The 15912-nt window shown below is 46.6% G+C and carries 7 protein-coding genes; 6 read left to right on the top strand and 1 reads right to left on the bottom strand.

What is annotated here, in order from left to right; all coding sequences use genetic code 11:
- Positions 1–166: 166 nt before the first annotated feature.
- From C8N40_RS15990 to C8N40_RS15970, 5 genes are all read left to right on the top strand, one after another.
- Positions 167–2572: a prolyl oligopeptidase family serine peptidase gene (locus tag C8N40_RS15990; protein ID WP_108212818.1), complete on the top strand. Its 2406-nt coding sequence runs from the start codon at positions 167–169 to the stop codon at positions 2570–2572.
- 438 nt (positions 2573–3010) lie between these two features.
- On the top strand, positions 3011–6181 hold the full coding sequence (locus tag C8N40_RS15985) for a SusC/RagA family TonB-linked outer membrane protein (protein WP_108212817.1): 3171 nt from the start codon (positions 3011–3013) through the stop codon (positions 6179–6181).
- 9 nt (positions 6182–6190) lie between these two features.
- Positions 6191–7708 carry a RagB/SusD family nutrient uptake outer membrane protein gene (locus C8N40_RS15980; RefSeq protein ID WP_108212816.1) on the top strand — a complete coding sequence of 506 codons (1518 nt, stop codon included), beginning with the start codon at positions 6191–6193 and terminating at the stop codon, positions 7706–7708.
- A gap of 661 nt (positions 7709–8369) precedes the next feature.
- Positions 8370–11591: a SusC/RagA family TonB-linked outer membrane protein gene (locus C8N40_RS15975; protein WP_108212815.1), complete on the top strand. Its 3222-nt coding sequence runs from the start codon at positions 8370–8372 to the stop codon at positions 11589–11591.
- A 14-nt stretch (positions 11592–11605) separates the two neighbouring features.
- Positions 11606–13189 carry a RagB/SusD family nutrient uptake outer membrane protein gene (locus C8N40_RS15970; RefSeq protein ID WP_108212814.1) on the top strand — a complete coding sequence of 528 codons (1584 nt, stop codon included), beginning with the start codon at positions 11606–11608 and terminating at the stop codon, positions 13187–13189.
- Between the two features lie 324 nt (positions 13190–13513).
- Here C8N40_RS15970 and C8N40_RS15965 read toward each other — a convergent pair whose 3' ends face one another.
- The gene (locus tag C8N40_RS15965; protein WP_108212813.1) at positions 13514–14317 is read right to left on the bottom strand and encodes a phosphatase PAP2 family protein; all 804 of its coding nucleotides are present in this window, start codon (positions 14315–14317) and stop codon (positions 13514–13516) included.
- A gap of 249 nt (positions 14318–14566) precedes the next feature.
- Between C8N40_RS15965 and metK the strand changes: the two genes are divergently transcribed.
- On the top strand, positions 14567–15871 hold the full coding sequence (gene metK / locus C8N40_RS15960; protein ID WP_108212812.1) for a methionine adenosyltransferase: 1305 nt from the start codon (positions 14567–14569) through the stop codon (positions 15869–15871).
- Positions 15872–15912: the final 41 nt, after the last annotated feature.

Here is a 15912-nt window from a genome sequence, read left to right as displayed (position 1 = left end):
GTTAACCTGTTTATACTTTACTGTCTATACTTTGCCTGCCCAGGAAGTATAAAAACTGCCCAAAGGCGTCAGTTCCTGCAGGCGGTTTTTTGTTAACTTCTCTGTTTATACTTTATTTTGAAGACAGAACCTTAAACTAAACTACCTAAACCTAATAAAACCAACCATGCAACTGAAACAAAAGGCCGTGGCGTTTATGGCTTTGCTGCTAATCGGCAGCGCCGAGCTACAGGCGCAAGACAGTAAGCTGGAACTGAGCGTGGAGAAGATCATGCGCGACCCAAAGTGGATCGGCACCTCTCCGAGCAACGTGTTCTGGTCTGAAGACGGCAAGAAGATTTACTTCGACTGGAACCCCGAGGGCAACCGCAAAGACTCGCTCTACAGCGTGAGCGCCGACGGCCGAAACCTGCAGAAGGTAAGTGCCCAGGAGCGTCGCAGCCTGCCGGCCCAGCGTGGGGTGTATAACCGCGCCCGTACCAAGAAAGTATACGAGCAGAACGGAGACATTTTCCTGTACGATGTAAAAACCGGCAAATCGCAGCAGGTGACCAACACCGTGGAGCGCGAAAGCAGTCCGGCCTTCAGCCACAACGAGCAGAAGGTGGTGTATACCAAGGATAGCAACCTTTTCGCCTGGAGCATCGGCTCGGGCCAGACGGCGCAGCTCACGGACTTCAGGAAAGGCCGCAAGCCGGCAGAGGAAGGCAAGAACCCGCAGCGCGACTGGCTGAAGGAGCAGCAACTGACCCTGCTCCAAATCGTGCGCGAGCGCAAGGAAGACAAGGAAGCCGCCGAGAAGCAGCAGAAACTGGACGCGCCTGCCCGCCCGAAAGAGATTTACATAGAGGATAAGATCGTGAGCAGCGTGGTGCTGGGGCCGAATGAGCGTTTTATCACCTACCAGCTGATCACGCGTCCGAAGAACGCCAAAGTGGCCATCGTGCCGGATTTTGTGACTGCCTCCGGTTACACCGAGGACATCAACACCCGCACCAAGGTAGGCGATGCCCAAAGTACGTACGAGTTCTTTGTGTACGACACGCAGCGCGACACGGCCTATGCCGTGCTGATGAACGACGTGGAAGGTATCTACGACCAACCGGCTTACCTGCTGCAGCAGGAGGCAAAGGCCAGTGCGTCTACCTCTGCCGCAGACAGCAAAACCAAAAAGCCGGAGCCGCGTGCCGCGGCCATCTATGGCACCTACTGGTCTGACAATGGCAAACACGCCGTGGTGGTGGCCCGATCCGCCGATAACAAAGACCGCTGGATCCTGAAGCTGGACCCGGCAACTTCGAAACTCACCGTGCTGGACCGCCAGCGCGACGAGGCCTGGATCAACGGCCCGGGCATTAGCTATGGCCCTGGTACCATCGGCTGGATGCCAGACAACGAGCGCGTGTGGTTCCACTCGGAGGAGAGCGGCTACTCGCACCTGTATGCCGTAAATGTGAACACCGGCCAGAAGAAAGCCCTGACCAGCGGCAAGTACGAGGTGTCGGATGTGCGCCTATCCAATGATAAAAAGCATTTCTACTTCACGGCTAACAAAGTACACCCGGGCGAGAAGCACTTCTACCGCATGCCGGTAAATGGCGGGGAGATGGTGCAGCTCACCAGTATGACCGGAGCCCACGAGGTAGAACTGTCGCCGGACGAGAAGAAGCTGGCAATCCGCTACTCTTACAGCAACAAGCCCTGGGAGCTGTTTGTGATGGACAACAAGAAAGGCGCCAAGCCACGTCAAATCACCAACTCCCTGACCGACGAGTTCAAGTCCTACGACTGGCGCGAGCCGCAGGTGATTACCTTTAAAGCACAGGATGGGGTGGATGTATACGCCCGCCTGTACCGTCCGGAGAACGCGGTGCAGAACGGTCCGGCCGTGATTTTCGTGCACGGTGCCGGCTACCTGCAGAACGCGCACAAGTGGTGGAGCTCTTATTTCCGCGAATACATGTTCCACAACTTCCTGGCCGACCAGGGCTATACCGTGTTGGACATCGATTACCGAGGCAGCGCCGGCTATGGCCGCGACGTGCGCACCGGCATCTATCAATTTATGGGTGGCAAAGACCTAAGCGACCACGTGGACGGGGCCAAGCACCTGGTAGAAAAGTATAACGTAGACCCGAAACGCATTGGCATCTACGGCGGCTCCTACGGCGGCTTTATTACCCTGATGGCCATGTTCACGGAGCCGGATGTGTTTGCCGCTGGTGCCGCACTACGCTCCGTAACCGATTGGGCACACTATAACCACGGCTATACTTCCAATATCCTCAACACCCCATACACCGATAGCACGGCCTATGCCAAGAGCTCCCCGATCTACTATGCGGAAGGCCTGAAAGGTGCGCTGTTAATCTGCCATGGCATGGTGGATACGAATGTGCATTTTCAGGATGTGGTGCGGCTGTCGCAGCGTTTGATCGAGCTGGGCAAAGACAACTGGGAACTGGCTGTATACCCGGTAGAGGACCATGGCTTCACGGAGCCAGCCAGCTGGACGGATGAGTACAAGCGTATCTTTAAGCTGTTTGAGCAGAATCTGAAAGAGAAAAAATAACACTCTTCTAGCTTTGTAAAAAAGGCGCGTCAGGCATAAGTCTGACGCGCCTTTTTTGTGCCGCATCAAGTATAAACGTGCTACATATACTTTTTAGTATACATGAAAAGTATAATTACTCGCCTAATACAGGATGTAGGTAAGCTCCAAGCTCAAAAGGAGTTATAACAGAGATTTCCTATAGCGGAATGTCTGAATATTTTCTCTGAAGCGCTTTTTTAAGCGATATGAGAAAAATGACAAACTGATCGCTAAGGAGTTGTAAGTGGTTTATATACAGTCGATTGAATATGCAACAAGCTTGCTTTTTACGTCAAAATTAAGATTAGGTTAAGTTTTAGGGATGTTTTTTTTTAATGGCTGTGGGAAGTATCATTCTTAATTATAATTTTTACGCACAACAATCAATTATTTTACCAATCAACCTAATCTAACTTTATGAGAAAAGTTCTATTATTAGGTTTGGTGATGCTCCTTGTGCTTGTGAACCAAGCGTGGGCGCAAAACCAAACTGTAACAGGTAAGGTGGCCGATACCAGCAGTGGACAACCATTGCCAGGTGTTGCCGTCATTGTGAAAGGAACAACCGTAGGAACTACAACCGGGGTGGATGGCCATTACAGCATTAACGTACCTGCCGGAAGTAATACCTTGATTTTTCGCTTTATTGGCTACCAAACAGTAGAGCGCGGAATTGACAATGCATCAACCATAAACGTAAGTTTAGGGGTAGATGACAAGCAACTTGAAGAAGTGGTGGTAGTTGCCTATGGTACTGCTGATAAAGGTTCTTTTACCGGTTCTGCAGCGCAAATTTCAAGTGAAAAAATTGCACAGCGTCCAGTAACTAACATTACAAATGCCATTGCTGGTCAGGCTGCGGGTGTCCAGGCAAACTCAGGTAGCGGACAGCCAGGTTCTGGTCCTGATATCCGTATTCGTGGTATCGGTTCTGTTTACTCTTCCAACGATCCGCTATATGTAGTAGACGGTGTCCCTTACTCAGGCAGCATTGCGAACCTGAACGTAGACGACATCGAAAGTATCTCCATTCTAAAAGATGCCTCTTCTTCAGCACTCTACGGTGCTCGTGCCGCTAACGGTGTGGTAATGGTTACAACCAAAAAAGGTAAGAGTGGCCGCAACCAGATCAACCTGAAGATTTCTCAGGGTGTTACAAACAGAGGCCTGAAGGAGTATGATCGTGTAAATGCCTATGAGTATTATCCGTTGGTTTGGGAAGCACAACGGAACTCCCTTGTATATGCCACTGAGGATCCTAAAACTATGGACGAGGCCAACCTTGCGGCAACTAACGGAGTGAAGGGTATATTAGGTTATAACCCTTTTAATGTTGCTGATAATGAAATTGTTGGGCTAGATGGCAAAATCAATCCTGAGGCAAGACTACTTTATGCAGATGACTTGGATTGGTTTGACCCAATTGAGCGTAACGGTAGCCGAAGCGACTATGGCTTAAACTTCAGCGGTGGTAATGATAAGAGCGATTACTTTGTTTCTTTAGGTTACTTGAATGAAAAAGGCTTTGTGATTAAGTCGGACTATGAGCGATTCACTGGTCGTGTAAATGTAAACACACAGGCTACAGACTGGTTTAAAACAGGTCTGAACATAGCAGGTACTATCACTGAATCTAACCAAGCAAATACAGGAAGTAGTACAGGTTATGTTAACCCATTCTTCTTTGCTCGTAACATGGGCCCTATTTATCCTGTATATGCCCACGATCCTGTTACAGGTGCTTACCTACTGGACCAGAACGGTGGCAAGATCTACGACTACGGCAATTTGTCTGAACTAGGCTTGCCAAATCGTGGGAGCAGTGCAAGTGTAGGCCGCCACGTAGTGGCAGAGACCATGTGGAACAACAATCTGTACAATCGCAATGTGTTAAGTGCTAGAACTTACGGTGAAATTACCTTCCTAAAGGATTTTAAATTCACTACTAACCTTAGTGTAGATATTTCTAACTACTTGGCAGCAGAGTATGACAACAATAAGGTAGGGGATGGCGCGCCAGCCGGCAGAGCAAACCGCACCAGCTCAACTACAACTAGCTACAACCTGAACCAGTTGTTGAACTATGCTAAGACTTTCAACGACAGGCACTATGTAGAGGTGTTGTTAGGGCACGAAAACTACAATTATCAATATAAATACCTGTACGGCATGCGTCAGGGCCTAATTGTAGAAGGTAACACTGAGTTGGGTAACTTTACAACAACTAATAGCCTTGACTCACGCACGGATCTTTATAGAACAGAAGGCTACTTCTCCCGTCTGAACTACACATTTGATGATAAATATACGGTATCTGGGTCTTACCGCCGCGATGGATCATCAAGGTTCTACCAAGATGTACGATGGGGTGATTTCTGGTCAGTAGGTGCATCATGGCGCCTTGATAGAGAAGATTTCATCGTTATGCCAGCTTGGGTTGATATGTTGAAACTGAGAGGATCTTATGGGCAGGTTGGCAATGACGCTATCTTAACCTCAAGCGGTGCAAACAACTACTACGGTTGGCAGGCGCTTTATGGCTTAGGTTACAATAACGCTGCTGAGCCAGGCTTCCTTCAGGAAAGCCTTGCCAGCCAAGACTTGCTGTGGGAATCTAACAATAGCTATGACGTTGGTGTTGAGTTCGACTTGTTCGGCAGAATTAATGGTAGTGTAGAATATTTCAAGAGAGAGTCTGAGAACCTGTTGTTTCAAGTGCCGCTCCCACTTTCAAGCGGTGTGCTAACCAGATGGCAAAACGTTGGTACTATGGCCAACACTGGCGTGGAAGCTCAAATATCTGCTGATGCTGTAAAAGCGCAAGACTTTACATGGAATGTGAGCGTGAACGTTTCGTCTTACAAGAATGAGATTAAGCAACTGCCAGAAGGCCAGGAAGAGATCATCAGCGGTACTAAGAAGTATATGGTTGGTAGATCAGTATATGATTACTGGCTGCGCGACTGGTATGGTGTAGACCCGAATACCGGTAACGGTGTGTTTATCGCTGATAACCCAGAAGATAAAAACGCATATGATCTGGACGGTAAAAGAGTAACAACGCAGGCTAACGGTGCCAAGTACCACTACGCGGGTTCTGCTATTCCTGATTTTGCAGGTGGTATCACAAACACTTTCGCTTACAAAAACCTGTCACTATCTGTGTTACTGACTTACCAGGTGGGCGGCAAAGTATACGATGCGAATTATGCTTCTCTGATGAACGCCGGTACGCAAGGTGGTGCGCTGCATACAGATATTCTGAACCGCTGGCAAAACGCAGGCGACGTAACAGATGTGCCTCGCATGGACCTGACGGCTGCTACGCAGTATAATGCGCAGTCAGACCGTTGGTTGATTGATGCTTCTTACCTGAACATCAGATCTGTAAACCTGAACTACGTACTGCCTTCAAACATCACTTCTAAGGTGTTCCTAAAGAATGCCAGCGTATTCGCTTCAGGAGAGAACCTTGGTCTGTTCTCAAAACGTGATGGCATGAACGTTAATCAGTCTTACTCAGGTGTTACTTCCAATACATATTCACCTGCTCGTATCTACACAGTTGGTTTGAACGTTACCCTTTAATTTTTGAAAATGAAAAAAGTATTATATAGTTCGCTTGCAGCCTGCATGCTGGTTTTCTCCTCCTGCGAAAAGGACTACCTGGAGACACAGCCAACGGATGCTGTTTCTGAACAATCAGTGTTTACGACTACTGCCAACGCTTGGGCTGCCCTTAATGGTATCCACAGAGCCATGTTTATGCAATACAGTACCCAAGATCAAGCTGGTCAGGGGTCAGTAATGATTAATATGGATATGCTGGGTGAAGACGTGGTGATGACTGCAGCCGGTAATGGCTGGTTCAATAACACCTATAAATGGCTAACACACCGCAATGCAAATGCCACTACAGTCTACTTCACCTATAGGTTCTACTATAAGCTAATAGCTAACGCAAACATGATCATCAACAACATTGATAATGTGGATGGTTCTGATGCGGATAAAGAGGAGATTAAGGGGCAGGCACTGGCTTACAGGGCTTGGGCTCACCACCAACTAGTGCAGATCTTTGCGGAGCGCTATGATGCTACTAAAGGCACTAATGAACAGGCTGGTGTGCCAATTTTGACGGAGAATACAACAGAGGGCCAACCTCGTGCATCTGTAGAAGAAGTATACGCTCAGGTTAATAAAGACCTCGATGAGGCGATTTCGCTATTGCCAGAAGGTCGTAATGCTAAGTCTCATTTCAATATTGACGTTGTCAAAGGTATCAAGGCACGAGTAGCCCTTACGATGCAGGACTGGGAAACTGCTGCTCAGTACGCAAATGAGGCACGCCAAGCTTACTCGTTGATGAGCACTAAAGATTATCTGGCAGGCTTCAACAACGTGGAGAATGGCGAGTGGATGTGGGGCAGTGATCAAATTGCTGACCAGACAACATATTTTTACTCTTTCTTCGCCTATATGTCGGCTAACTTTAGTTCTACTAACATCAGGTCAAACCCTAAAGCCATCAACAGCAAGCTGTATGCTGAGATTGGGGATACTGATGTGCGTAAGCAGCTTTGGGATCCGAAGCCAGAGCCCGTGAAGGATGCTGACGGCAAGACTACAGGTTATGATGTGAATGGATTTGTAATCCCGTCCAACTTTTCGGCTAAGCCCTATATGAACAGAAAGTTTATGGCTGACGGTGGAGCCAGTAGTATTGGTGACGTACCGTACATGAGAGCTGCTGAGATGTACTTGGTTGAGGCGGAGGCGCTTGCTCGCCTTGGAAGAAGCGTGGATGCTGCACTGGTACTGGCTGAGTTAATGGAGGCCCGTGACGAGGAGTACACACTAATTGAACTGGTTGGGCAGGATCTAATTGATGAAATCCTGTTGCAGCGTCGTATTGAGCTGTGGGGCGAAGGTTTCCGCTTCTTAGATCTGAAGCGCACGAATAGCGCACTTGACAGAACTGGTGCTAACCACGATGCGACTCTTGTAAATAACTTGTTTTCAGTTCCAGCAGGCGATAACCGCTGGCAGTGGTTGATTCCACAGGATGAGTTAAATGCTAACAGAAATCCGGGTATGAAACAGAACCCACTGTAATGCCTTGATACTTAATGTAACAAGTAAAAAAACCTCTACCAATTTATAGAGGTGTAAGTTTTAAAGCGCCTTAGAATTTCACTAAGGCGCTTTTTTGTGTCTTATCAGTAATGATCATACATTATTTGCAGTGAAATCTGACATTCTAGATCAAGCAATAAGAGAATCAGAAAAGTGAAATACTAGTGTTAAATAAAGAATTATTTAATGAAACACTTTTATAAAAAAGCCCCTTACAATAAGGGATGATTAATACTGCTGATGAATAATTCATGCATTTCAAAGTAGACTAACATTAACTAAATATAGTTAAGTCTAGATGCTTTAAAAGTGTAATTCCAAACTTAATACAGTATGTTAGTAAACCTCAAGGTCAAAGGAAGTTGTAACAGCAATTTCCTATAGCGGAATGTCTGAATATTTTCTTTGACACAGGTTTTTGAAGCTGTATAAGAAAAATGCCAAATTGATTAGTAGGGTGAGGTAAGTGGTTTATATACAGTTGGTTGAATATGCAACAAGCTTGCCTTTTGCGGCAAAATTAAGGTTAGGTTAAATTTTTGGAATGTTTTTTTAAAATGGCTGTGGGAAGTGTTATAACATCGACCTATATTTGAGAAACAACCATAAACTATTTTACCAATCAATCTAATCTAACTTTATGAGAAAAGTTCTATTATTTAGTTTGGTGATGCTTCTTGCGCTTGTGAATCAGGCGTGGGCGCAAAGCCAAACTGTTACGGGTAAGGTGACCGATGCCAGTAGTGGACAACCGCTACCTGGAGTTGCTGTCATTGTGAAAGGTACCACAACAGGTACTACTACGGGGATTGAGGGCAATTATTCTGTAAATGTGCCCTCTGGAGATGCAACACTGATTTTTAACTTCTTGGGTTATGTGGCTCAGGAGGTAAACGTGTCAGGCAGAAGCACTATAAATGTGTCTCTATCTGAGGATGCCAAAGCACTGGAAGAGATTGTAGTAGTAGGTTACTCTACCACAACAAAAGAGTCCTTCACAGGTACGGCGAAAGTGGTGAGTGCGGAGAGACTGGAGTCCAAAAGTGTGTCAAACGTTTCTCAGGCACTTGCCGGTGAGGTTTCAGGCGTGAGAATTGTTAATACGAGCGGTCAGCCAGGTACTGAGGCGACGGTACGTATTCGTGGTATCGGTTCTGTGAACGGTAACCGTGATCCATTATATGTAGTAGACGGTGTTCCTTTTAATGGCAGCATTAACTCTATAAACCCTGCTGATATTGAGTCCACTACAGTACTAAAAGATGCTGCAGCTACAGCCATCTATGGTTCTAGAGGTGCAAATGGCGTTATTGTTATCACAACTAAGACAGGTAGAGGTAAAGACAACTACATTGAGGTTGATGCCAACTTTGGTACGAACCAAGCTTTGCTTCCACGCTACCAGACCATCAAATCTCCTGAGCAGTATGTTGGTTTGACCTGGGAGAGCTTATACAACTATGGTGTAGCTGCAGGTGGCTACGATGATGCCCGTGCGACAACTTATGCAAATTCTTCATTGTTTTCAAGCTCAGGAATTAATCCTAAGTACAACCTCTGGAGTGGTACTGCTGCTGAAATTATAGACCCAGTGACTAGAACTGTTAGACCTGGTGTAGAAAGAAAATATAACCCTGAGAACTGGGAAGACTATGGCTTCCAAAACTCTAATCGTTCTGAGGTAAATGTGAAGTTTGGTGGTTCTTCTGATAAAACACATTATTACTCCTCTTTTGGCTATCTGAAGGACGTAGGGTATCTAATCAATTCTGACTACGAGCGTCTTACTGCGCGTTTGAATCTAAACCAGGAGATTAACAGCTGGCTGACTGGTAACTTTAACTTTAACTACTCTCGTTCTGAGACAAACAATAATGGGCAGAGCGAAGACTCTGGAAGCATCTTCTGGTTTGTAGATAATATTCCGTCTATCTACCCGCTATTTAGTAGAGATGCAGAAGGTAATTTTATCACAGACCCAATCTTTGGTGGAAATCAGTATGACTATGGTGTAGGCCGTGGCTTTGGTGCACTTACTAACGCTATTGCAGATGCTACTTATGATACCAACCGAAGTAACCGTAACGAGTTAAACGGTAATGCGAGCCTGAACGTGAATATTGCAGAGGGCCTGACACTGGAGAATAGGCTAGGTGCGCAATATTTCAACAACAAATTTGTAAACAGGGGTAACAAATACTACGGTAGCTCAGCTACACAGAATGGTAGCCTTTTCCACCGTGGTACAGAAGTTTTCTCCTATAACCTGCTGAACCTACTGCGCTACAATAAAACTTTCGGTTTACATAACGTGGAGGCGCTTGCTGCCCATGAAGTAACAGATTGGAAGCGTAATGTTCAAACTGCTTCTGGGCAAAATCTAGTTGACCCTAACATCGAAGATCTGAGCAATGCGGTGATTCATAACCCATCTACCGGGGCTACACATCAGTACACCCTTGAAAGCTACTTCGGTCAGGTTAACTACGACTTCGATAATAAATATTTCCTATCTGCTACTATCAGAAGAGATGGTTCTTCTCGCTTTAGAAAAGACAAGTGGGGCACATTCGGTTCAATTGGTGCTGGTTGGATGATTACCAGTGAAGACTTCATGAGCAGTCAGAACATCTTTGACATGCTGAAGTTGAAGGCTAGCTATGGTCTGATTGGTGATCAAGCTGGTGTAGGTTTCTATCCGGGTTATGATATTTATAACATAAATAACCTTAATGATAACCCAGCTTTTGCCTTCTCTACAAAAGGCAATCAGGATCTGACTTGGGAAACGTCCAAGCAGTTCCAAACAGGTATTGATTTCGAAGTCGCAAATAACCGTATTTATGGTTCTATTGATTACTACATCAAGAACACAACAGACCTAATTTTCGAGAGAAGACTAGGCCCATCTATTGGTTATGCGTTGATTCAAGTGAATGACGGCAACCTGAGAAACCAAGGTTTAGAATTTGATGTGACTGGTGATGTATTCCAAGGAAAAGACTACCGCTTAAGCATAGGGGTTAATGGAGAGATTTTCTCTAATAAAATCACAGAGATGCCTCTTGATCCTGTAACAGGTAAACCTAAGCCAATAGATGTGCAAGGTCAGTATGCTTGGTCTAAGGGGCATTCTATCTATGATTTTTACCTGCGCGAGTGGGCTGGTGTAGATCCACAGGATGGTAGAGGTATGTGGAATGTTGTTTACAACGATGCTAACGGTAACGGAGCGCTGGATCAGGGCGAAGGAATTGCAAACCTGTCTGACTACCTGTACAACAATCCTGATGTAAACGAGGGTGACCTGAAGACAGCTACTACCAAGACATATTCAGCTGCTACGCTGAAGTACAACGGGAAGTCTGCTATTCCAGATGTGCGTGGCGCCTTTAACATATCTGCTGGATATAAAGGCTTCGACCTGAGTGCTCAGATGCTGTATAGCTTTGGAGGTTATGCTTATGATGGTGCTTATGCTAACCTGATGCATAACGACCTAGCTGGGCGTAACAACTGGCACGAGGACATTATGGATAGATGGCAGAAAGAAGGCGATATTACAGATGTGCCTCGCCTTTCACGCGGATACGATACAAACGTAGCCTCATCTTCAACGCGCTTCCTAACCAAGGCAAACTTCCTGGTGCTGAACAATGTGCGTCTAACATATACTGTACCTGGCAACTTCGTAAGCAAGTATGGTATTGGTGGCCTATCTATTTGGTTATCTGGTGATAATCTTTGGATTAACACAGCCCGTAAAGGCTTTAACCCCTCAACTGCAGAAGCAGGTAGCTCAAGCACCTACCGCTATTCTCCGCTATCTACCTTTACAGCAGGCTTAAAAGTTAAAATTTAATTTGACTGATTAATATGAAGAAAAATTTATATATAATAGGAGCGGCTGCTCTCACTCTTTCGCTAAGCAGTTGTGAAAAAGAGTACTTGGATGTAAAGCCCTCTGGAGACGAAATATCGCCTGAGCAGCTTGCTGACGCTGCAGCAAAAGATCCATCGCTTTTGAATGGTAACATTGCAGGTTTATACGCTACCATGTATAACACCGGCACAGGCGGTACAGACCTGCAGCACGATGACTTTGGCCAGAAGAGTTGGGATATTTACATGGATATGCTTTCCTCGGACATGGTACTGGCTGGTGCAACTTATGGATGGTATTCTAGTATCGCTCAGTATCAGGACACGAAGGACTATACGCAGAACGAAGGTTACATGCCATGGAGATACTACTACCGTATCATCTTTGGGGCCAACACGGTAATCGATGCACTGGGTGGAACTGATGCTGAGCAGACAGAACCACTGCAGCGCCATATAATGGGACAAGCTAAAGCTATGCGTGCTTATGCCTACTTCTATCTTGCTCAATTGTATTCTCCAGGATACGGTACCGGCTCAGAGAAAATTCTTCCTATTTATACAAATACGCAGGTTCCGAATCAGCCAAAGGCTACTTCTGAAGAAGTATATAATCTTATCGTTGATGATCTTACAGAGGCAATCAGCTACTTGGAAGACTTTAACCGCTCCTCTAAAGATCAAATAGACCAGACTGTGGCAAAAGGTTTATTGGCTTATGCGCTGGCAGCCAGAGGCACACAAGCTGACCTGCAGCAGGTCGTAACCCTTACCGATGACCTGATAGCAAGTGGATATCGCATTACTAACAAGGGTGAGCTTTATGCTCAAATAAACCCAAGTACAGGTGCTTTAACAAACCCTCAGTCAGGATTCAACAACGTGACCACTCCAAGCTGGATGTGGGGTGTAGACCTCACATTAGCAAATGGACTGGACCTGGTTTCATGGTGGGGACAAATAGATATCTTTACTTATAGCTATGCTTGGGCTGGAGATCCTAAAACCATTGATATTAACTTGTATAATGCCATTCGTAAGGATGACTATAGAAAGAACTGGTTCGATCCAATTGGTGGTGGTCTTGAAGCTGCTTATAAAGAAGATGGCTATGAGGAGGGCGATTTTGACCTGATGCCACTTAATAAGTTCTTTGACCCAGCTAGAAAGATTGGCGGCCAGAGGAATGTCATCACGGATTACGTGTACATGCGTATAGAGGAGATGATCCTGCTGAAAGCTGAAGCACACGCAAGATTAGGTCAAGAAGCTCAAGCGAAAGATGCTCTGAAGATGCTGATGCAAAACAGATTTGAGGAAGGTGCTTATGCAGAGTATGATTCTTATCTGAATGGCATTGGTGGCCAGGCCCTAAAGGATGAAATTTTGCTGCAGACTCGAATTGAGTTGTGGGGTGAAGGTAAAGCTTACTTAGCCATTAAGCGAAACAAAGTTAATGTGACCAGAGGTGAGAATCACATCTTCCTGCCAGGTCAAACTTTTGCATGGGACTCTGACGAGTTGACGTTTGAGATTCCACAGGCAGAAGTGCTTAACAACCCTGACCTCAACAAGTAACAATAATAAAATTCTTCCTGCAATGCTTATTGTAGGAAACATAAGAAAAGGCCACCCTTATGGGTGGCCTTTTCTTATGTTTCCATATCTTACCAGGTATAGATCTCCTTTAGAACTCTATTCATTGTTTATTTTAAATAGCTAGAACTTGGAGACTTATATACACAATTCTAGCACCAGAATAATGATTCCTCTGTCAACAGCAATACCGTTGAAAAAGTATCTACCACTATGTCCTGTATAACCTCAAAACTAGTTTCACTACCCTAAGATGAAGAGATAAAAGCAGGGGAATGTATAGGAAACACGGCGACAGTATAGTCCTTAGAAAGTATACGTCATCAACGCACCGTTAAAGTATTTGCCCGACACAGGCATAAGGCTAATGTTGCGCTTGTTCGTCTTCTTGTGCAGCTGCGGCACCAGTATACCGGCGGCCGCGCCCATGGTATAGCCCAGCAGGTTATCGCTTAAAAAGTGCTTGCCGGCCTTCAGGCGCAGGTAGCCCACAGCGGCAGGTACTGCAGCAGCGGCGGCCCATACATAGGGGCGGGCAGGGGAGTCAGGGTTGAAGTCGTGGAATATTTTGGCCGCGAAGAAGGTGGCGCTGGCCGTGGCGGCTGTGTGGCCGGCATAAAAGGAGTTGCGGGCGTTTGCGTCATTCTTATCCGAAATGTCGACATCCGGGCTGTATACCAGCGGGCGCTCACGCGCTATGTTGCCATTGGTCATGGTAAAAAATGCACCGGTCACTGCCATCGTCTCTACATAGAGTACCAACACCTGGCCAGCCTTGCTACCAACGTTGTCATTCAGGAGCATCAGAAAGGGAGTAGCAAAGGAGGCGTAAAAGGGATAATCGCTGATTTTCTTGGCATTGTCTGAGTGGTAGCCGGCGGCAAAGCGGTCGAAGCCGTTTACGTCATCCTTGCTCAGGGAGAGGATTTCCTCCTCGCTCAGTCCATCTTTGTCCTTCATCAGTTTCAGGCCATAAGCACTGAGGCCCATGCCGGCCACTATAATGGGGGCATCCACTTTGAAGCTAGTCTTATAAGGAGAGTCATCTTGGGCATGTACTTGTCCTGCCAGAAAGGTTAAAAGGCAAAATATAGTTAATAGGCGTTTCATATAGGTTATCTAAAAAAATACAATTTGATGTAAATGAACGGGGGGCGTTTTCAAAGGTTGTGTTGTTCTGCTTGCTGCTCCCTACCAAAGCAAGTTTTGCGGGGGCGTAACCTTTATGCTGTTAAATTATTACATGCCACTGTAGAGTGCCCTCTATCAGTTTCAAGTGTGGCAGATTTGTCTTAGCTTTGTACCCGCTGCCAAAGGGGGCAGTCGGTTTATACTTTGTACCTAAACCCATAGAAAAATATGCCTTATTTATTTACATCTGAGTCTGTGTCAGAAGGGCACCCGGATAAAGTGGCCGATCAGATTTCGGATGCGCTGTTGGATGAATTCTTAAAGCAAGACCCGCAGTCTAAGGTAGCCTGTGAGACCCTCGTTACCACCGGCCTGGTGGTGTTGAGCGGGGAAGTGAAGTCGGAGGCTTACGTAGACGTACAGAAGGTAGCACGCGATGTTATAAAGCGAATTGGCTATACCAAGTCGGAATATATGTTTGATGCAGATGCTTGCGGGGTTATTTCGGCCATCCATGAGCAGTCTGCAGATATAAACCAGGGCGTTGAGCGCGCCAACCCGGAAGACCAGGGGGCCGGCGACCAGGGCATGATGTTCGGGTATGCCACCGACGAGACAGATAACTTCATGCCGCTTGCGTTAAGCATTTCGCACCTGCTGCTGCAGGAACTGGCTGCGATTCGCAAAGAAGGAAAAGTGATGACTTACCTGCGGCCAGACGCAAAGTCTCAGGTTACCATCCGCTACAGCGACAACCACGTGCCCGAGAAGATCGACACCATAGTGATCTCTACCCAGCACGACGAGTTTGTAAAGGCTGATAACGATAGTACGGAGGCGAAAAACGAGGCGGAGCGCCAGATGCTGGCCAGGATAAAAGAGGATGTTGACAACATTCTGATTCCCCGCGTACTGAAGCAGCTGCCTGAGCGTATCCGGGATCTTTTCAACGCGGACATCGTCTACCACATTAACCCAACGGGTAAGTTTGTAATCGGTGGACCGCACGGCGATACTGGCCTGACAGGACGTAAGATTATTGTGGACACGTATGGGGGAAAAGGTGCACACGGCGGGGGAGCTTTCTCTGGAAAGGACTCTTCTAAGGTAGACCGTTCTGCGGCGTATGCTGCCCGCCATATCGCCAAGAACCTGGTGGCGGCCGGTGTAGCCAGCCAGGCGCTGGTACAGGTAGCTTACGCCATTGGCGTGGCTAAGCCAGTTGGCCTGTATGTTACCACCTATGGCTCTACGAAGGTGAAAGACGCAAACGGCAACACTATGAGCGATGGCGAGATTGCCGAAAAGGTAAACAAGCTTTTCGACATGCGCCCTTATGCTATTGTGCAGCGTTTTGGTTTGCAGAACCCTATTTTCTCTGAGACGGCAGCCTATGGGCACATGGGCAGAACACCGGGTACGAAGCAAGTAGAGGTGTTGGTAAACGGCAAGAAAGAAGTGCGGGAGTTCGAGACCTTCACCTGGGAGAAACTTGATTATGTAGACAAGATTAAAGCCGAGTTTGGCCTGTAAAATGGCTTGGTTTGGTAAACAAAAAAGCGGGGCCTGCTATT

Origin of the sequence: Pontibacter mucosus (assembly GCF_003054055.1) — a bacterium.
GTDB lineage: Bacteria > Bacteroidota > Bacteroidia > Cytophagales > Hymenobacteraceae > Pontibacter > Pontibacter mucosus.
This window is presented reverse-complemented; position numbering and strand designations above follow the sequence as displayed.